17 protein-coding genes are annotated in these 18,252 nt (G+C 59.9%); 12 read left to right on the forward strand and 5 right to left on the reverse strand.

Annotation, left to right across the window (positions count from 1 at the left end):
* Positions 1 to 39 precede the first annotated feature (39 nt).
* Positions 40 to 594, reverse strand: a complete 555-nt coding sequence (gene nudE / locus ACRAWE_RS22550) for an ADP compounds hydrolase NudE (RefSeq protein WP_015379304.1) — start codon at positions 592 to 594, stop codon at positions 40 to 42.
* A 446-nt stretch (positions 595 to 1,040) separates the two neighbouring features.
* Here nudE and ACRAWE_RS22555 point away from each other — a divergent pair, with 446 nt between their 5' ends.
* The 7 genes from ACRAWE_RS22555 (at position 1,041) to ACRAWE_RS22585 (ending at position 7,943) form a co-directional block, all read left to right on the forward strand.
* A complete protein-coding gene (locus ACRAWE_RS22555) occupies positions 1,041 to 3,176 on the forward strand; it encodes an intracellular growth attenuator family protein (protein ID WP_063918393.1) in 2,136 nt (711 codons plus the stop codon).
* A gap of 98 nt (positions 3,177 to 3,274) precedes the next feature.
* Complete coding sequence (yrfG, locus tag ACRAWE_RS22560; RefSeq protein ID WP_019456170.1) at positions 3,275 to 3,955, forward strand: GMP/IMP nucleotidase; 681 nt, start codon at positions 3,275 to 3,277, stop codon at positions 3,953 to 3,955.
* Positions 3,952 to 4,359, forward strand: coding sequence for a ribosome-associated heat shock protein Hsp15 (gene hslR / locus ACRAWE_RS22565; protein ID WP_025304547.1), 408 nt, complete (start codon positions 3,952 to 3,954; stop codon positions 4,357 to 4,359). Before yrfG ends, hslR begins: the two co-directional genes overlap by 4 nt.
* Positions 4,360 to 4,384: 25 nt before the next feature.
* Complete coding sequence (gene hslO / locus ACRAWE_RS22570) at positions 4,385 to 5,263, forward strand: Hsp33 family molecular chaperone HslO (protein WP_015379307.1); 879 nt, start codon at positions 4,385 to 4,387, stop codon at positions 5,261 to 5,263.
* 194 nt (positions 5,264 to 5,457) lie between these two features.
* On the forward strand, positions 5,458 to 7,077 hold the full coding sequence (pckA, locus tag ACRAWE_RS22575) for a phosphoenolpyruvate carboxykinase (ATP) (RefSeq protein WP_025159902.1): 1,620 nt from the start codon (positions 5,458 to 5,460) through the stop codon (positions 7,075 to 7,077).
* 126 nt (positions 7,078 to 7,203) lie between these two features.
* Entirely contained in the window at positions 7,204 to 7,467 is a 264-nt protein-coding gene (locus ACRAWE_RS22580) for a FitA-like ribbon-helix-helix domain-containing protein (protein WP_004930730.1), read from the forward strand.
* Positions 7,464 to 7,943 carry a type II toxin-antitoxin system VapC family toxin gene (locus tag ACRAWE_RS22585; RefSeq protein WP_432525912.1) on the forward strand — a complete coding sequence of 160 codons (480 nt, stop codon included), beginning with the start codon at positions 7,464 to 7,466 and terminating at the stop codon, positions 7,941 to 7,943. The genes ACRAWE_RS22580 and ACRAWE_RS22585 overlap by 4 nt, the downstream gene beginning before the upstream one ends.
* Positions 7,944 to 7,976: 33 nt before the next feature.
* Here ACRAWE_RS22585 and envZ read toward each other — a convergent pair whose 3' ends face one another.
* The 4 genes from envZ to cbpA form a co-directional block, all read right to left on the reverse strand.
* Positions 7,977 to 9,347 carry a two-component system sensor histidine kinase EnvZ gene (gene envZ, locus ACRAWE_RS22590; protein ID WP_025159901.1) on the reverse strand — a complete coding sequence of 457 codons (1,371 nt, stop codon included), beginning with the start codon at positions 9,345 to 9,347 and terminating at the stop codon, positions 7,977 to 7,979.
* The gene (ompR, locus tag ACRAWE_RS22595) at positions 9,344 to 10,063 is read right to left on the reverse strand and encodes an osmolarity response regulator transcription factor OmpR (protein WP_004709363.1); all 720 of its coding nucleotides are present in this window, start codon (positions 10,061 to 10,063) and stop codon (positions 9,344 to 9,346) included. Before ompR ends, envZ begins: the two co-directional genes overlap by 4 nt.
* A 257-nt stretch (positions 10,064 to 10,320) precedes the next feature.
* Positions 10,321 to 10,626: a chaperone modulator CbpM gene (locus tag ACRAWE_RS22600; RefSeq protein WP_019455157.1), complete on the reverse strand. Its 306-nt coding sequence runs from the start codon at positions 10,624 to 10,626 to the stop codon at positions 10,321 to 10,323.
* 5 nt (positions 10,627 to 10,631) lie between these two features.
* Complete coding sequence (gene cbpA, locus ACRAWE_RS22605; RefSeq protein WP_019455158.1) at positions 10,632 to 11,591, reverse strand: curved DNA-binding protein; 960 nt, start codon at positions 11,589 to 11,591, stop codon at positions 10,632 to 10,634.
* 230 nt (positions 11,592 to 11,821) lie between these two features.
* Between cbpA and greB the strand changes: the two genes are divergently transcribed.
* The 5 genes from greB (at position 11,822) to ACRAWE_RS22630 (ending at position 18,244) form a co-directional block, all read left to right on the forward strand.
* A complete protein-coding gene (greB, locus tag ACRAWE_RS22610; RefSeq protein ID WP_019455159.1) occupies positions 11,822 to 12,295 on the forward strand; it encodes a transcription elongation factor GreB in 474 nt (157 codons plus the stop codon).
* Positions 12,296 to 12,452: 157 nt separating this feature from the next.
* Positions 12,453 to 14,786 (forward strand): Tex family protein, encoded by a 2,334-nt coding sequence (locus ACRAWE_RS22615; protein WP_019455160.1) that lies wholly within the window; start codon positions 12,453 to 12,455, stop codon positions 14,784 to 14,786.
* Between the two features lie 606 nt (positions 14,787 to 15,392).
* Complete coding sequence (gene feoA, locus ACRAWE_RS22620; protein WP_025159900.1) at positions 15,393 to 15,617, forward strand: ferrous iron transporter A; 225 nt, start codon at positions 15,393 to 15,395, stop codon at positions 15,615 to 15,617.
* A 72-nt stretch (positions 15,618 to 15,689) separates the two neighbouring features.
* On the forward strand, positions 15,690 to 18,005 hold the full coding sequence (feoB, locus tag ACRAWE_RS22625) for a Fe(2+) transporter permease subunit FeoB (protein ID WP_019455162.1): 2,316 nt from the start codon (positions 15,690 to 15,692) through the stop codon (positions 18,003 to 18,005).
* Positions 18,005 to 18,244, forward strand: a complete 240-nt coding sequence (locus tag ACRAWE_RS22630; protein ID WP_063918391.1) for a FeoC-like transcriptional regulator — start codon at positions 18,005 to 18,007, stop codon at positions 18,242 to 18,244. Before feoB ends, ACRAWE_RS22630 begins: the two co-directional genes overlap by 1 nt.
* Positions 18,245 to 18,252 lie beyond the last annotated feature (8 nt).

Consider the following 18,252-nt stretch of genomic DNA (forward strand, 5'->3'; position numbering starts at 1 on the left):
AGAGAAATCTGGCCCTTTTTTTATGCAACGCGCAGCGTCTCAGCGCGAAGCGCGCAGAAACGCCTCGGAGAGGAACAGCGCGCTGACGTTGCGCGCCTCGCGGAAATCCGGTTCTGCCAGCAGCGCCATCATGTTGGCGATCGGCCAGCGCACCTGCGGCAGCGGCTCCGGCTCGTCCCCTTCCAGGCTCTGCGGATAGAGATCGTGCGCCAGCACGATATTCATTTTGCTGGAAAAGTAGGATGGCGCCATCGTCAGCTTGCTGAGGAAGTCAAAGCGCTTCGCCCCGTATCCCACCTCTTCCATCAGCTCGCGGTTGGCCGCCTCCAGCACCCCTTCACCGGGATCGATCAACCCTTTCGGGAAACCCAGCTCATAGGATTCAGTGCCCACCGCATACTCGCGGATCAGCAGCAGGTCATCGCCAATCACCGGCACGATCATTACCGCTTCGCGATCCGAAGGCCGCATACGCTCATACACCCGCCGAACACCGTTGCTGAATTCCAAATCGACCGACTCGACGTTAAACAAACGCGAACGCGCGACCGTTTCCACTTTCAGAATTTTAGGTTTTTGCAGGTGTTTATCCATGATTGCCTCAAAGAGGTTACCCAGGCGCAGACGGGGGCAACCGAAATAATGATTGGCGTAGCGCACGGCTCGTTGGCGCTCAAACGCTGACCAAATTCGATCTTGATCACATTGTGCGTTAAGGGCAAGCTTCGCCGCAACGAGCATGAACAGTAATTTACTTTCTTTTAACAAGCGTAGCCAGCGGCGGGCGATTTTCCGTACTGATTCAGCAAACAGCACGCATGAAAATAGGATAATACCGATATCGACGGCACAGGCCGGCTGCTAGTATCACGCAGGCAAGAATCAGTGATAAAATGGCCTTGCGTCATGAAGGAATGAGATCCAGAGCGAGAATCTGTTTGTTCCCTCATTAGTTCTGGGTGCCTCCTGGCGGTTTACTCCGTATAATATTCAGCTTTTCATCAGGTTGGCGAAATTCACGGGTGTGAGATGGGGATTGCATGAGCACAATAGTGTTGATATTGGCCTTAGTGCTTGTCTGCCTGATCGCCGCCGGCCTGTATCTATGGTTCAAGGCCCGCCACCCGTCGGCGCTGACGCACACGTTGCCGTTTATCAAACCCGCCCATCGCAAGCTGACCGACGAAGAGCGTGCCGCAGTCGAGTTCTATCTCAATCAGCAAAACAAGCTGAGCAACAAACTGTTGCCCGGCGGCAGCGCGATGCAGCCCAACGCAAAACTGGCGCTCACGCCGCAAAGCGATAGCGTATATCCCGTGACGCACGCCATCACCCGCTACGGCCTGGCCAGCGACGATCCCAATAAATGGCGCTACTATCTCGACGCCGAAGAGGTGCACCTGCCGCCGTTTTGGGAACCCTATATCACCGCCGACAACCATGTGGAAGTGATCAGGACCCAGACGTTGCCGCTGGTGATTTCGCTCAACGGACACTCGCTGAAAGATCATATCCACGATCGGCCGCAGCCGCCGGTAGTGACCGCCGCACCGACTAAAAACGCCTCTATCCGCAAGGAGGAGAGCGAACATGTCGAGCTGGTGAACATTCGCAAAGAAACGCCGGAAGAGCATGCGCTGAATCGGCCGAACGGCATCCGTGAAGCCGTCATCATCTCCGCCGCGCTGTTGTTGCTGTTCTTTAGCCTGATCAGCCCGGTGCTGGTGATCCCCTGGATGATCTTCGTGGCGGTGCTGATGATCGCCTGGGGCTGCTGGAACCTGTTCCGCCGCCCGGCGCCACGCGAACTGAAAGAGATCCACTGCCTGCGCGGCACGCCAAAGCGCTGGGGCCTGTTCGGTGAATCCGGCCAAGGGCAGATCAGCAATATTTCGCTCGGCATTATCGATCTTATCTATCCGCAGCATTGGCAGCCTTACCTGACGCAGGACCTGGGCAAAACCACCGATGTGGATGTCTACCTCAATCGGCAGGTGGTGCGCCAGGGGCGCTTCCTCTCGCTGCATGACGAAGTGAAGAATTTCCCGCTTCAGCAGTGGGGGCGCAATGCGGTGCTGGTCGCCAGTTCGGCGCTGGTGCTGCTGCTGCTGCTGGTCTATATCCCGCTCAACCTGCCATTGACCCTCAGCATGGCCTGGCTGCAAGGCGCGCAAAAAGTGGAAGTGACCAGCGTGCAAGCGCTGGAAGCCACGCCGCTGCGCATCGGCGATACGCTGAAGGTGCGCGGCAGCGGCATGTGCTATGTGCCGCCGCCGGCCAACGGTGGCGGCGCCGTCAACTTTGCGCCGTTCGACTGCTCCGGCATCTACTGGAACAACGCCGCTCCACTGCCGCCGCCGGAATCGGAAGTCATCGACAAAGCGACGGCCCTGTTGGCCACGGTCAACAGCCAGCTGCATCCAAGCGGCGCTGATCAGAAGGTCAACCCGCAACTGGCCAGCGCCATCGAGAAATCCGGCATGATCCTGTTGGACGACTTCTCCGATATCGTGCTGAAAACGCAGGATCTGTGCCAGGCTGAAAGCGACTGCGTGCGGCTGAAAAACGCGCTGGTCAATCTGGGTAACGCCAAAAACTGGAACGGCCTGGTGAAACGCGCCAAGTCTGGTGCGCTGCAGGGCGTCAACGTCCTGCTGCGCCCGGTAAGCGCCGAATCGCTGGACAGTTTGACCAAGGTGGCCACGTCATCGTTCATCTTCAATGAAACGCGGCTGGCCGCCGCGGCGCTCAACAGCCCGCCGCCGGGCGGTTTCCTGATCAGCAGCGACGAAGGCCGTCAGTTGGTCAGTCACCCGCAGCCGCAGACGCCGCAGAGCGAATACAACGCCCTCGACCAGTGGAACGAGCTGCAACGCCTTTCCAATCTGCTGCTGCACACCCCGTTCCAGGCGCAGGGCGTTATCACCAGCCTCAGCGTTGATGCCAACGGCACTCGCCACGTGGCGCTGCACAGCGAACCGGACATGATCACCCTGTGGCGCTACCTCGGCACCAGCCTGCTGTTGCTGGCGGTGGTCGTCAGCCTGGGTTATAACGCCTGGCGGCTGGTGCAGCGCCGGCGCATCAACCAGCACCGCGTCGCCGATATTCAGCGCTACTACGACAGCTGCTTCAACCCGCAGCTCAATCCGATGTCGATGCGGCCGATGGCCTGAACCTGACGCCGGGGCCTCCGCCCTGTCATCTGCTTATGCTACGCTAACGCTATTATTCTCATCTGCGGACCGTCCGTCGGTCCACCCGTGGAGTTTTTATGGTCCCTGAGTTTGACTGGCCGCAGATCGATACCGTGCTGCTGGATATGGACGGCACCTTGCTGGATCTGGAGTTCGACAGCCACTTTTGGCTCAGCCTGGTGCCGCAGGCACTGAGCGAGAGGCGCGCCATTCCGTTCGACGAAGCCCGTGATATCATTCAGCGGGAATATCAGGCGGTGCAGCACACTATGAACTGGTACTGCTTCGATTATTGGAGCGAGCGGTTGGATCTGGACATCTACCGCATGACCAGCGAAGTGGGCAGCCGCGCCCGGCTGCGCGAAGACACCGAGCCGTTTTTACGGGCGCTGCGCGACGCCGGCCTGCAAACCATTCTGTTGACCAACGCCCATCCGCACAGCCTGGCGGTCAAAATCGAGCATACCGGTCTCGATCGGCACCTTGATTTATTGTTTTCCACCCACACATTTGGTTATCCGAAAGAAGATCAGCGTCTGTGGCAGGCGGTGCAGCAGCACACCGGATTCAATCCGCAGCGCACGCTGTTTGTCGACGACGGCGAGCCGATCCTGGACGCGGCGCGCACTTTCGGCATTCGTTACTGCCTGGGCGTGCAAAACCCGGACTCCAGCACGGCGGAGAAAAGCTTCCAGCGCCATCCGTCGATGCGCGACTATCGCCTGCTGATACCGGCGCTGGCCAAGGGGGAAGCATGAAGGAAAAAGCGACGCGCGACGACGCGGTCCGACTGGATAAGTGGCTGTGGGCCGCACGCTTCTATAAGACCCGCGCACTGGCGCGCGAAATGATCGACGGCGGCAAGGTGCATTACAACGGCCAGCGCGGCAAGCCGAGCAAGATTGTCGAACTCAACGCCGAGCTCAAGCTGCGGCAGGGCAACGAAGAACGTACGGTGATCGTGCTGGCGCTGACCAGCCAACGCCGCGGCGCCAACGAGGCGCAGCAAATGTATCAGGAAACCGAAGCCAGCATCGCCAACCGCGAAAAAATGGCGCTGGCGCGCAAGATGAACGCGTTGACCATGCCGCATCCGGACCGCCGTCCGGACAAAAAGGAGCGGCGCGACCTGATGAAATTTAAATTTGGTGAGCCGGAATAACCCCTCACCGCAATGAGAGAAGATTATGTCCAACCATGACCAATTGCACCGTTACCTGTTTGAAAACTACGCGGTGCGCGGCGAGCTGGTTACCGTCAGCGAAACCTATCAGCAGATCCTGAATAACCACGACTACCCGGCGCCGGTACAAAAACTGCTGGGCGAGCTGCTGGTCGCCACCAGTCTGTTGACCGCCACCCTGAAGTTCGACGGCGACATTACCGTTCAGCTGCAAGGCGACGGCCCGCTGAAGCTGGCGGTGATCAACGGCAACAACCGTCAGGAGATGCGCGGCGTTGCGCGCACCCAGGCGCCTATCGCCGACGACAGCACCTTGCATCAGATGATCGGCAACGGCGTCATGGTAATCACCATTTCCCCGACGGAAGGCGAGCGCTATCAGGGCGTGGTCGGCCTGGAAGGCGAAACCCTGGCCGAATGCCTGGAAGCCTACTTCCGTCAGTCTGAGCAGCTGCCAACCCGCCTGTTCATCCGCACCGGCGAAGCGGAAGGCAACGCCGCGGCGGCCGGTATGCTGCTGCAGGTGCTGCCAGCGCAGGACGGCAACCTCGATGATTTCGATCACCTGGTGCAACTGACCAACACGGTCAAAAGCGAAGAGCTGTTCGGCCTGCCGGCCAACGAGGTGCTGTACCGTCTGTACCACCAGGAAGAAGTCACCCTGTACGAACCGCAGGACGTGCAGTTCCGTTGCACCTGTTCACGCCAGCGTTGCGCCGACGCGCTGCTGACCCTGCCGACCGACGAAGTGGCGGACATGCTGGAGCAGGACGGCAATATCGACATGCACTGCGACTATTGCGGCAGCCACTATGTCTTTGACCCGGTTGATGTTGCCGCGTTGTATGCGGGTAACACCGGCGAAAGCGACCAGTTGCACTAAGTTATACCCTCCCGGCGGGCGCGCCCGGCGCCCGCCAACGCCCGCCGTTTGCACGTTTGCTTTTTTCCGTGTGCTATCTCTCAGATCGTAACGAAATACCGCCTAAAACGTTAAATATTTGATACCCATCGCGGTTACGCACCGTTAGATCCCTACAATTGCCGCCAGAAATTCTGTGACCAAGGAGTAGTAACATGCGCGTTAAAGGTATAACCCCTCAGGATCTGGCCGCTTACGGCATTCACGACGTTAGCGAAATCGTTCACAACCCGAGCTATGAACTGCTGTTTAAGGAAGAAACAGACCCATCTCTGGAAGGTTTTGAGCGTGGGGTAGTCACCAAGCTGGGTGCCGTCTCCGTCGATACCGGCATCTTCACCGGTCGTTCGCCGAAAGACAAATACATCGTCCGCGACGACATCACCCGCGATACCGTGTGGTGGGCCGATCAGGGCAAAGGCAAAAACGACAACAAACCCCTCAGCCCGGAAGTGTGGGCCGATCTGAAACACCTGGTCACTGAGCAATTGTCCGGCAAGCGCCTGTTCGTGGTGGATACCTTCTGCGGCGCCAACGCCGACTCGCGCCTGAAAGTGCGCTTCATCACCGAGGTGGCCTGGCAGGCGCACTTCGTGAAAAACATGTTCATCCGCCCAAGCGACGAAGAGCTGGCTGACTTCGAACCGGACTTCGTGGTGATGAACGGCGCCAAATGCACCAACCCGAACTGGCAGCAGCAAGGCCTGAACTCGGAGAACTTCGTCGCCTTCAACCTGACCGAGCGCATGCAGCTGATCGGCGGCACCTGGTACGGCGGCGAAATGAAGAAAGGCATGTTCTCGATGATGAACTACCTGCTGCCGCTGAAAGGCATCGCCTCGATGCACTGCTCGGCCAACGTGGGCGAGAAAGGCGACGTAGCGGTGTTCTTCGGCCTGTCCGGTACCGGCAAGACCACCCTCTCCACCGATCCTAAACGCCAGCTGATCGGCGATGACGAACACGGCTGGGACGACGATGGCGTGTTCAACTTCGAAGGCGGCTGCTACGCCAAGACCATCAAACTGTCTGAAGAAGCCGAGCCGGATATCTATCACGCCATCAAGCGCGACGCGCTGCTGGAAAACGTCACCGTGCTGGCCGATGGCACCATCGACTTCAACGACGGTTCGAAAACCGAGAACACCCGCGTTTCTTACCCGATCTACCATATCCAGAACATCGTCAAGCCGGTGTCCAAGGCGGGTCACGCCACCAAGGTGATCTTCCTGACCGCTGACGCCTTCGGCGTGCTGCCGCCGGTATCGCGCCTGACCGCCAACCAGACGCAGTACCACTTCCTGTCCGGTTTCACCGCCAAGCTGGCCGGCACCGAGCGCGGCGTGACCGAACCGACGCCAACCTTCTCCGCCTGCTTCGGCGCCGCGTTCCTGTCGCTGCACCCGACGCAGTACGCCGAAGTGCTGGTGAAACGCATGCAGGCCGCCGGCGCCCAGGCTTACCTGGTCAATACCGGCTGGAACGGCACCGGCAAACGCATCTCGATCAAAGACACGCGCGGCATCATCGACGCCATCCTGAGCGGTGAGATCGACAAGGCGGAAACCGTAACCCTGCCGATCTTCGATCTGGCGATGCCGACCGCGCTGCCTGGCGTGAATCCGGAGATCCTCGATCCACGCAATACCTACGCTAGCCTCGAGCAGTGGCAGGAAAAAGCGCAGGATCTGGCCGAGCGCTTCATCACCAACTTCGACAAATACACCGACACGCCTGCAGGCGCCGCGCTGGTCAGCGCCGGCCCGAAGCTGTAATTCGGTGGCATTACCTCTTCAGCTAAGGCGCGGATCCCGCGCCTTTTTTTATTTTTCGTGATTGCTTTTTAACCAGCGAAACGAGAAAATAAGTCAATGCAATCATTGATAGCAAAGGAGGTTTCAATGGCTACTATCACCGTCAGAAATCTGGACGACGAAATCAAAGAACTGCTGCGTATTTCAGCGGCGAAAAACGGCCATTCCATGGAAGAGGAAGCGCGCATGATCCTGAAGCAGGCGCTGGTGAAAAAGCCGCCGCGCTATGGATTGGGTACCTGGATGCATCAGCACTTCGCCGAATTCGGCGGCGTCGAGCTGGAGATCCCACCGCGTGACGCCGTGCCACCACGCATCGTCACCTTTGATGATGAAGATGACAACGCATGATTATTCTCGACACCAACGTTATTTCGGAGACGCTGCGCCCCAGTCCGTACTACAACGTCATTAACTGGTTAAATGAAAAGGACAATGACGAGCTCTATCTGAGCGCCATAGTCCTGGCCGAACTGTTCAGCGGCGTCGCCTGCATGCCTGACGGCAAGCGCCAGCGGGATCTCAAGCTCAAATTGGCGGACGCGATTGAATTGAAGTTCGAGGGGCAGATATTGCCGTTTGATGGGCTGTGCGCGATGCAATACGCGGAATTGACGGCAAGGAATCGGCTTCTGGGTAAAGCGATGAGCATGCCGGATACCCAAATCGCCGCCACCTGCCTGCATTACGGTGCCGTCCTGGCCACCCGCAATACCAAAGACTTTCTCCACTGCGGCATCGAGCTCATCGATCCGTGGCAGGCGCCGACCGGCCGTCGGTTGCATGAGGATGCGGCGGAATACTACGTGATGAGCAGGAAGTCCTGACGGGGCCGCAGCGAGGCAGCCCGCGCCAGGGGGTCAGGCGTTTTCCCTGGCCGTTTGATGGCCGTTGGCCGACTCTTTTTTCTCCATCGGCAGCGGGATATACGCGCGGATCAACAACCCGCCGCGTTCGCTGGTGCCGATATCCAGCGCCCCGTCGTGCGCATCGATAATACGCTGCACGATCGCCAGCCCCAGACCGGTGCCGCTGGTGCTGCGCGCGCTGTCGCCGCGTACGAACGGCTGCAGTAGGTGCTTCAATTCTTCCGGCTTGATGCCCGGGCCGTCATCCTCGACCTGGAACCAGCCGCGCTGCAGCTCGCGGCCGCTGCTGACTTTGATCCAGCCGTTGCCGTAACGCGCCGCGTTCACCACCATATTCACCGCCGCCCGCTTAATCGACAGCGGGTGTACGTTCATCATCAGCTCGCCCGGCGACAGCGCAGTTTCAATCACCCGCTCATAACCGCTCTCCGCCGCGACCACCTCGCCCAAAATGGCGTTCAGATCGCTGCTTTCGGTCGGCATTTCCTGCCCGGTGCGCAGATAATCGATGAACTGTTCGATGATGGCGTTGCACTCTTCGATGTCTTTATTGATCGACTCGGCCAGATAGCCGTCTTCGGCGCTCATCATCTCCGTCGCCAGCCGGATGCGCGTCAACGGCGTGCGCAGGTCGTGGCTGACCCCGGCCATCAGCAAGGTGCGGTCGTCCGCCAGCTGCTTGACGCCCGACGCCATCTGATTGAACGCACGAGTCACCGAGCGCACTTCGGAAGCGCCATACTCGCGCAGCGGCGGCGGAATAATGCCCTTGCCCACCTGCAGCGCCGCATGTTCCAGCTCCACCAGCGGGCGGTTTTGAATACGGATAAACAGCCAGGCGCCGCCGATCGCCAACAGCATGATCGCCAGCGTATAGCGGAATAGCGGAGAGAAGTCGCCCTGATGGATTTCCGTCAGCGGCACGCGTACCCAGATATCGGGCTGCAACCAGGTTTTCAGCCACACCACCGGGGAGTTCTTGTTCACCTCCACCCGCACATCGGTCGGCCCGCCAAGCTGCTGCGCCATCTGCTGGCTGAGGAACTGGTAGTGCTGCGCCCAGCGCAGGCCGCTCTCTTCCGCCGCCGAATTGGTGTAGAGAGAGATGCCCAGCTCGCGGTAGATCTCACGACGGAACGCCGGCGGCACTTCCAGCAACGTGCCATCCTCCAGCTGCAGCCGATCGGTCATCAGCATACGCACTTCGTAAGCCAACACCTTGTTGAACTGCTGCAGGCTGGGCAGGATGGCGAAGTTCAGCACCACCAGATAGGTCGTCACCAGGCTGACGAACAGCAAGGTGACGATCAACAACAGGGTTCGGGCAAACGAGCTACGCGGTGAAAAGCGCAATCGCCTCATGCCTTGCTGCCGTCCGGAACGAACACGTAGCCGAGACCCCAAACGGTCTGGATGTAACGCGGATGCGCCGGATCTTCTTCAACCATGCGGCGCAGACGAGAGATCTGCACGTCGATGGAACGTTCCATGGCGCTGTATTCACGGCCACGCGCCAGGTTCATCAGCTTATCGCGCGACAGCGGTTCACGCGGGTGGCTGACCAGCGCCTTCAGGACCGCGAACTCGCCGCTGGTCAACGGCATCGGCTCGTCTTCGCGGAACATCTCGCGGGTGCCGAGGTTCAGTTTGAATTTGCCGAACGCGATCACCGCCTCTTCCTGCGAAGGCGCGCCCGGCAGTTCGTTAGCCTGACGGCGCAGCACCGCGCGGATGCGAGCCAACAGCTCACGCGGGTTGAACGGTTTAGGAATGTAGTCGTCGGCGCCGATTTCCAGCCCCACGATGCGATCGACCTCTTCGCCTTTGGCGGTGACCATAATGATCGGCATCGGGTTGCTCTGGCTGCGCAGGCGGCGGCAAATGGACAGACCGTCTTCGCCCGGCAACATCAGATCGAGCACCATCAGATGGAAGGATTCACGGGTCAGCAAGCGATCCATTTGCTCAGCGTTGGCGACACTGCGAACCTGGAAGCCCTGCTCGGTTAAATAACGTTCTAAAAGCGCGCGCAGGCGCATGTCATCATCGACAACCAGGATCTTATGATTCTCTTGCATGGTATTACTCCCAAAGGCTTTATTGCCTGACTCGAATATTGTTAGAAAACCTTGCCATTTGAGACAGCGTTTAATGGTATGTATTCTAGACGAAATTGTTACAAAGCTTATTCTTTTCCCCATTTATCAACAATTTTCATCGAATGTCGACGGGGGTTCGTCAAAATTTTGCCCTTTATCGGCGCAATGTGGGGCAGCGGCCCAATTTTACGCAATTTCGCCACCGGCGAACCGCACGGTGGCGTTTTGATATCGGGTCAGGAAGTCTGCAGGAAACGCGCCAGCTGCCTACGCAGCTGACGGTTTTCTTGCTGCAGCGCATCCACCCGGTCGAGCAGCGTCAGCGCCATGGCGATCCCCGGCCAGTCCAGATCCAGTTCGGCCCGCAGCCTGCGCGCACGCTGCAGATGGCTCAGCGCCGGATAATCGAACACCCAGCTCGGCTGCGCCGGCTCCAGCGGCACGATCACGCCCAGGCCGACGATCTCGACCAGCTCATCCTCTGAAATTTCCACCCGTTGGCACAACTCCACCACGGTGAAGGTGATCTCTTTCTTCATCATGTGCTTTACTCCCATTCCGCGCGTGGGTTGAACGGCGCCTGCTCGGCCAGTTCTCGCCACAGGGCGCTGGCTTTCTCGTTGGGTTTCGGCGGCATCACCACCTTGAGAATGACGTACAGATCGCCGGGCTCTTTCTTGCCCGCCAGCCCTTTGCCTTTGACCCGCAGCCGTTTGCCGCTCTGGCTGCCGGCCGGCACGGTCAGCGCGATCTTGCCGGTCAGCGTCGGCACCTCGATGCTGGCGCCGAGCGCCGCTTCCCACGGTGCGAGCGGCGCCACGATGCTCAGGTTGTGGCCGTCGATCTCAAACAGCGGATGCGGCGCGAGGCGGATGACCAGATACAGATCGCCGTTCTGGCCGCCGCCCACACCGGCGACACCCTGCCCCTTGAGGCGAATGCGTTCGCCGTCGCCGACGCCCGCCGGGATTTTCACGTTCAGCGTTTTGCTGGCTTCGCTCACCTGCCGCCCCAGCTCGTCGTACACCGGCAGCTTGTAGGAAATCTCGCGGCTTTGGCCATGCAGCGTTTCCTCGAGAAACAGCGGCACTTCCATCTCCAGATCCTGGCCGCGGAAGCCGTGCCCGCCGTGCGAATGCGCAGAGGAACGGTGGCTGCCCGCCGTCCGGCCGCCGAACATGCTCTCGAAGAAATCGGAGAAGTCTTGTGCGTCGCCGCCGCCGTGCCATGAAGCGCTCTGCTGATAGCCACCGTGGTCGCCGCGCGCCTGGCGGCCAAAGTTCGGATCGTTGCGGTGCAGCCGGATCTGATCGTACTCGGCGCGGCGCTCTTCGTCCTTCAGTACCTCATAGGCTTCGGCCAGCTCCTTAAACTTGCTCTCGGCGTCTTCTTCGGTGCTCACGTCAGGGTGATATTTACGCGCCAGCCGGCGGTAGGCCGTTTTGATGGTTTTCAGATCGGCGTTGGGCTCGACGCCCATCGTTGCGTAGTAATCTTTAAATTCCATGCGGTAATACCTTCAATGTGTTGGGTTGTGCGCCAAAATTCCTTGTCTCTCTCGCCAGATATCCTCCTTTCGTCACATTCCTTTTCCGCTATCGCTAAGCATACTCCCGATTGTTAAAAGCTGCGCAAACTGAATAAAAACCGTGCGACAAGGCGCAGGCCCGCGCGCCATTTTTAAAGCCTTCCGCATTCACGTACACTGTGGCGGTGGCCCCATAAAGATAAATCACGATGAGAACTCAACTGATAACCCGTGAAGGGTATGACAAGCTCAAACAAGAGCTGGATTACCTCTGGCGCGAAGAACGCCCCGAGGTGACCAAGAAAGTGACCTGGGCCGCCAGCCTGGGCGACAGAAGCGAAAACGCCGACTACCAATACAACAAGAAGCGGCTGCGCGAAATAGACCGCCGCGTCCGCTATCTGACCAAATGCCTGGAGCAGTTGAAGATCGTCGATTACTCCCCGCAGCAGGAAGGCAAGGTGTTCTTCGGCGCCTGGGTAGAGGTGGAGAACGACGACGGCGAGATCAAACGCTTTCGCATCGTCGGTTACGACGAGATTTTCGGCCGCAAGGATTACATCTCCATCGACGCGCCGATGGCGCGCGCCCTGCTGAAAAAAGAGGTCGGGGACATCGCCACCGTCAATACCCCGCTGGGCGAAGCGCAGTGGTACGTTAACGAGATAGACTACCCGAAGTAAGCTTTCAGCTTTTTCCGAACCGCCGCCAACGCCGCCGCCTGCGCAGTTCTCTACGCCGCGGCCGCGCGGCGGCGGCCCGCTCCGCTGGCATTTTCCCCGATCAATCCGTATAACTGTCCCCTGTTTATTCACCGTTCTCAATACAGATACCAGACCTATGAATGACCCACTGAGCCGCATTATTGCAACAGAACTGCAGGCCCGGCCGGAGCAAGTCGACTCCGCCATCCGTCTGCTGGATGAAGGTAATACCGTGCCCTTTATTGCACGCTATCGTAAGGAAGTCACCGGGGGCCTGGACGACACCCAACTGCGCCAGCTGGAGACCCGCCTGGGTTATCTGCGTGAACTGGAAGATCGTCGCCAGACTATCCTGAAGTCGATCGATGAACAGGGCAAACTGACCGAACAACTGGCGGGGGCGATCAACGCCACGCTGAGCAAGACCGAACTCGAAGACCTCTACCTGCCGTACAAACCGAAGCGCCGCACCCGCGGCCAGATCGCCATCGAAGCCGGTCTGGAACCGCTGGCGGACACGCTGTGGCAAGATCCCCAGCAGCAGCCGGAGCAGCTGGCCGAACGCTACGTCGACGCCGACAAGGGCGTGGCGGACGTCAAAGCCGCCCTCGACGGCGCGCGCTATATCCTGATGGAGCGCTTCGCCGAAGACGCCGCGCTGCTGGCCAAGGTGCGCGACTACCTGTGGAAAAACGCCCATCTGGTGTCCAAAGTGGTCGAAGGCAAGGAAGAAGAAGGCGCCAAGTTCCGCGACTACTTCGATCACCACGAACCGATTTCTCAGGTGCCTTCGCACCGCGCGCTGGCGATGTTCCGCGGCCGCAACGAAGGCGTGCTGCAGCTGGCGCTGAACGCCGATCCGCAGTTTGAGGAAGCGCCGCGCGAAAGCCAGGCGGAGCTGATCATCATCAACCACCTCAACCTGCGTCTGAACAACGCCCCGGCCGACGCCTGGCGCAAGGCGGTGGTCAACTGGACCTGGCGCATCAAGGTGCTGCTGCACCTGGAAACCGAGCTGATGGGCACGGTGCGCGAACGCGCGGAAGACGAAGCGATCAACGTTTTCGCCCGCAACATGCATGATCTGTTGATGGCCGCACCGGCCGGCATGCGCGCCACCATGGGCCTCGATCCTGGCCTGCGCACCGGGGTGAAAGTCGCCGTGGTCGACGCGACCGGCAAGCTGGTGGCCACCGACACCGTCTACCCGCACACCGGGCAAGCGGCCAAAGCCGCCACCATCGTCGCGGCGCTGTGCATCAAACACCACGTGGAACTGGTGGCGATCGGCAACGGCACCGCTTCGCGTGAAACCGAGCGTTTCTATCTCGACCTGCAAAAGCAGTTCAGCGACGTCCGGGCGCAGAAAGTGATCGTCAGCGAAGCGGGTGCGTCGGTGTATTCCGCGTCCGAACTGGCGGCGCAGGAATTCCCGGATCTCGACGTGTCGCTGCGTGGCGCGGTATCCATTGCCCGTCGCCTGCAGGATCCGCTGGCGGAGCTGGTGAAGATCGACCCGAAATCCATCGGCGTCGGCCAGTATCAGCATGACGTCAGCCAGAGCCAGCTGGCGAAGAAGCTGGACTCGGTGGTGGAAGACTGCGTGAACGCCGTCGGCGTCGACCTGAACACTGCGTCGGTGCCGTTGCTGACCCGTGTGGCCGGCCTGACGCGCATGATGGCCCAGAACATCGTCAACTGGCGCGACGAGAACGGCCGCTTCAGCAACCGTGAACAGCTGCTGAAGGTCAGCCGTCTGGGGCCGAAGGCCTTCGAACAGTGCGCCGGCTTCCTGCGCATCAACCACGGCGACAATCCGCTGGACGCTTCGACCGTTCACCCGGAAGCCTACCCGGTGGTGCAACGCATTCTGGCCGCTACCGAGCAGGCGCTGCAGGACCTGATGGGCAACGCTTCGGCGGTGCGCAGTCTCAAAGCGGTCGATTTCACCGACGACAAGTTCGGCGTGCCGACGGTTACCGACATCCTGAAAGAGCTGGAGAAACCGGGCCGCGATCCGCGTCCGGAGTTCAAAACCGCGACCTTTGCCGAAGGCGTGGAAACCCTCAACGATCTGCAGGTGGGCATGATCCTTGAAGGATCGGTCACCAACGTCACCAACTTCGGCGCCTTCGTGGATATCGGCGTGCATCAGGACGGCCTGGTGCACATCTCCTCGCTGGCGGACAAGTTCGTTGAAGATCCGCATACCGTGGTGAAGGCCGGCGACATCGTCAAAGTGAAGGTGATGGAAGTCGATCTGCAACGCAAACGCATCGCGCTGAGCATGCGGCTGGATGAGCAACCGGGCGAAGGTTCGCCGCGCCGCGGCGGCAATGCGCCGGCGCAAACGCGCGACAACGCCAATCGTTCGGCGGGCGGCAACAAGGCCAAACCGCGCAACGCGGCGCCGGCCGGCAACAGCGCCATGGGCGACGCGCTGGCCGCGGCGTTCGGTAAGAAACGCTAAGCCAGAACCGTCAGGGCGGAGCCTGCTCCGCCCTTGCCGAGAAAGAAAACTTGCGGCATTTTTTGACCCGACTCAATAAACCTTCATCTTTTTATTTCCCGTTGCTGCGTGACCGCCCTCCCATTGTTAAAGCGGCAAAAATCCCTTCTGTAGCCGTTTATTAACAACGTCGTTAACACGCATTTTTCATTTTGCGAATTGTGAGCGAAACACAAATGGTTACCGCTCGTATTACGGCGGAATAATGTTATTGAATTGCCTTTCATCAGAAATAAATAAGGGAAAAACGCCATCAATATTTGCAAACGAGAAAATTCGGCTACAAATACGCAACTGATTTAACTCACCATTCTCATTTGTCGCCGAGTAAAAGCAGTGGTAAAACGGGGCTTATCAAAGCGACACAACCAAAAACTGCCGCCGCCATAATAATTGGTTACAATACCCTTACTTTTTGTATTGAACGCGATAATGATAATTACTATTATTTGCGCTCAATTTATTGCATGACCTTATGGATGAATAGCGCCGACGGCGTGGCATTTTCGCCGGCAACGTCCAATTATTATCAGCCCGATGTTCATCGGCACCCGGAAGGTTAATCACATGCAGCTTCAACCTAAACACACGTATAAAATCGCCGGCTTTTCCAGTGAAATTGCGCCGGCCTATCGCCAGAAACTGTTATCGCTCGGCATGCTGCCCGGCTCTTCATTCGAAGTGGTGCGCGTCGCACCGCTGGGCGATCCGATAGAAATTAAAACTCGCCGCGTCAGCCTGGTGCTGCGCAGGAAGGATCTGGCGCTGCTGCAACTCGACGGTCAGTCCTGAGCCGGCGCGCCCTCCGTTTGCCGACGCGCCTTTGCGCCGGCGCTGTTCTCCTTGAAGACGACACGCTGAACTATGAAAAAACTCACCATCGGTTTAATCGGTAACCCGAACTCCGGCAAAACCACGCTGTTCAACCAGCTGACCGGCGCGCGCCAACGGGTCGGCAACTGGGCGGGCGTGACGGTCGAACGCAAAGAAGGCCATTTCACTACCCCGCAGTCCGACGTGCGGCTGGTCGATCTGCCCGGCACCTACTCCCTCACCACCATCTCGGAACAGACCTCGCTCGATGAGCAGATCGCCTGCCACTACATTTTGAGCGGCGACGCCGATCTGCTAATCAACGTGGTCGACGCCTCCAACCTGGAGCGCAATCTCTATCTGACGCTGCAGCTGCTGGAGCTGGGCATTCCCTGCATCGTGGCGCTGAACATGCTCGACATCGCCAAAAGCCAGCATATCGATATCGACGTCGCCGCGCTGTCGGCACGCCTCGGTTGCCCGGTGGTGCCGATGGTCTCCACCCGCGCCGACGGCATCGGCGTGCTGAAGCAGATGATCGACAATCATCACATCAACGAGCAGCAGGCGCTGGTGAACTACCCGCCGCTGTTGCTGAAAGAGGTCGCCACGCTGAGCGACGCCATGCCGCAAACGCTGCCGGCGGCGCAGCGCCGCTGGCTGGCGCTGCAGATGCTGGAAGGCGACATTTACAGCCACCGGCTGGCCGGCCCCGCCGTCGCGCTGCTGCCTGCGGCTACCCAGGCATTGCAACAGCAGCAGCAAGAAGACCCGGCACTGGTGATCGCCGACGCGCGCTACCAGTCTATCGCCACCCTGTGCGACGCGGTCAGCAACTCGCAGCAGGCGATGCCCAACCGCCTGACCGAGCTGCTGGATAAAGTGATCCTCAACCGCTGGCTGGGCGTGCCGATCTTCCTGCTGGTGATGTACCTGATGTTCCTGCTGGCGATCAACATCGGCGGCGCGCTGCAGCCGATCTTCGATATCGGCTCGGCGGCGATCTTCATCCAGGGCATTCAGTGGCTGGGTTATACCCTGCACTTCCCCGACTGGCTGACCGTCTTCCTGGCGCAGGGCGTCGGCGGCGGCATCAACACCGTGCTGCCGCTGGTGCCGCAGATCGGCATGATGTACCTGTTCCTGTCGTTCCTGGAGGATTCCGGCTATATGGCACGCGCGGCGTTCGTGATGGACCGCCTGATGCAGGCGCTCGGGCTGCCGGGCAAATCCTTCGTGCCGCTGATCGTCGGCTTCGGCTGCAACGTGCCGTCCATCATGGGCGCCCGCACGCTGGACGCCCAGCGAGAGCGGCTGATCACCATCATGATGGCGCCGTTCATGTCCTGTGGCGCGCGTCTGGCTATCTTCGCGGTCTTCGCCGCCGCCTTCTTCGGCCAGGACGGCGCCGGGGTAGTGTTCTCGCTGTACCTGCTCGGCATCGCGGTGGCGATTCTCACCGGTCTGGTGCTGAAATACACCATCATGCGCGGCGAAGCCTCGCCGTTCGTGATGGAGCTGCCGGTCTATCACGTGCCGCACCTGAAAAGCCTGCTGCTGCAAACCTGGCAGCGGTTGAAAGGTTTCGTGCTGCGCGCCGGTAAGGTGATCGTGGTGGCCAGCATATTTATCGGCGGCCTGAACAGCTTCTCGTTCAGCGGCAAGACGGTCGACAACATCAACGACTCCGCGCTGGCCTCGGTCTCCAAGGTGCTGACGCCGCTGCTGCAACCGATGGGCGTCCACAGCGACAACTGGCAGGCCACCGTCGGGCTGGTGACCGGCGCGATGGCAAAAGAAGTGGTGGTCGGCACGCTGAATACGCTGTATACCGCCGAGCATATCAACAAAGAAGCGTTCGACGCCGCCAACTTCAATCTGCTCGATGAGCTGGGCGGCGCGCTGCAGGAAACCTGGGACGGCCTGAAAAACACCTTCAGCCTGAGCGTGCTCTCCAACCCGATCGAAGCCAGCAAGGGCGACGGCGAGATGGGCGTCGGCTCGATGGGGGTGATGAGCAGCAAATTCGGCTCGGGCATCTCCGCCTACAGCTACCTGATCTTCGTGCTGCTATATGTGCCTTGCGTCTCGGTGATGGGCGCCATCGCCCGTGAATCGAGCCGCGGTTGGATGACATTCTCCATCCTGTGGGGGCTGAACGTCGCCTATTCGCTGGCAACGCTGTTCTATCAGGCGGCGACCTTCAACCAACACCCGCAGTACAGCCTGACGGCGATCCTGGCCGTGGTGGCGGTGAATCTGCTGGTACTGTTCGGCCTGCGCCGGGCACGCAGTCGCGTCACGGTACGCCTGGGCAACGCCACGCCGGCGGCCTGCTGCCAGGGCGCCAAAGGGAATTGCCACTGATGGCCGGGCTGCTGCAGGTGCGCGATGCGCTGGCGCTGCTCGGCAGCGCCCAGGCGCAGCAGCTCAGCCAATCGCTGGCGACGCCGCTGCCGCTGGTGCAGGCGATGCTGGACCGTTTGGCGGCGATGGGGAAAGTGGAGCGTATCGAACAGGATGAGGGCGCCTGTCTGAGCGGCAGCTGCAAAAGCTGCCCGCAGGGCCAGGGGTGCGGCACGGTTATCTACCGGCTGAAGGCCTGAAGATCGGG

This window comes from Serratia sp. BFP-2025, assembly GCF_050880365.1.
In the GTDB taxonomy this organism is placed as follows: Bacteria; Pseudomonadota; Gammaproteobacteria; order Enterobacterales; family Enterobacteriaceae; genus Serratia; species Serratia surfactantfaciens.

Coding starts and splice junctions, on each gene's coding strand:
- ompR (WP_004709363.1), bottom strand. CDS start 10,063: ATGCAAGAGAATCATAAGATCCTGGTTGTCGATGATGACATGCGCCTG.
- hslO (WP_015379307.1), top strand. CDS start 4,385: ATGTCCAACCATGACCAATTGCACCGTTACCTGTTTGAAAACTACGCG.
- feoA (WP_025159900.1), top strand. CDS start 15,393: ATGCAGCTTCAACCTAAACACACGTATAAAATCGCCGGCTTTTCCAGT.
- feoB (WP_019455162.1), top strand. CDS start 15,690: ATGAAAAAACTCACCATCGGTTTAATCGGTAACCCGAACTCCGGCAAA.
- ACRAWE_RS22600 (WP_019455157.1), bottom strand. CDS start 10,626: ATGATGAAGAAAGAGATCACCTTCACCGTGGTGGAGTTGTGCCAACGG.
- cbpA (WP_019455158.1), bottom strand. CDS start 11,591: ATGGAATTTAAAGATTACTACGCAACGATGGGCGTCGAGCCCAACGCC.
- nudE (WP_015379304.1), bottom strand. CDS start 594: ATGGATAAACACCTGCAAAAACCTAAAATTCTGAAAGTGGAAACGGTC.
- yrfG (WP_019456170.1), top strand. CDS start 3,275: ATGGTCCCTGAGTTTGACTGGCCGCAGATCGATACCGTGCTGCTGGAT.
- envZ (WP_025159901.1), bottom strand. CDS start 9,347: ATGAGGCGATTGCGCTTTTCACCGCGTAGCTCGTTTGCCCGAACCCTG.
- pckA (WP_025159902.1), top strand. CDS start 5,458: ATGCGCGTTAAAGGTATAACCCCTCAGGATCTGGCCGCTTACGGCATT.
- ACRAWE_RS22615 (WP_019455160.1), top strand. CDS start 12,453: ATGAATGACCCACTGAGCCGCATTATTGCAACAGAACTGCAGGCCCGG.
- hslR (WP_025304547.1), top strand. CDS start 3,952: ATGAAGGAAAAAGCGACGCGCGACGACGCGGTCCGACTGGATAAGTGG.
- ACRAWE_RS22630 (WP_063918391.1), top strand. CDS start 18,005: ATGGCCGGGCTGCTGCAGGTGCGCGATGCGCTGGCGCTGCTCGGCAGC.
- ACRAWE_RS22580 (WP_004930730.1), top strand. CDS start 7,204: ATGGCTACTATCACCGTCAGAAATCTGGACGACGAAATCAAAGAACTG.
- ACRAWE_RS22555 (WP_063918393.1), top strand. CDS start 1,041: ATGAGCACAATAGTGTTGATATTGGCCTTAGTGCTTGTCTGCCTGATC.
- greB (WP_019455159.1), top strand. CDS start 11,822: ATGAGAACTCAACTGATAACCCGTGAAGGGTATGACAAGCTCAAACAA.
- ACRAWE_RS22585 (WP_432525912.1), top strand. CDS start 7,464: ATGATTATTCTCGACACCAACGTTATTTCGGAGACGCTGCGCCCCAGT.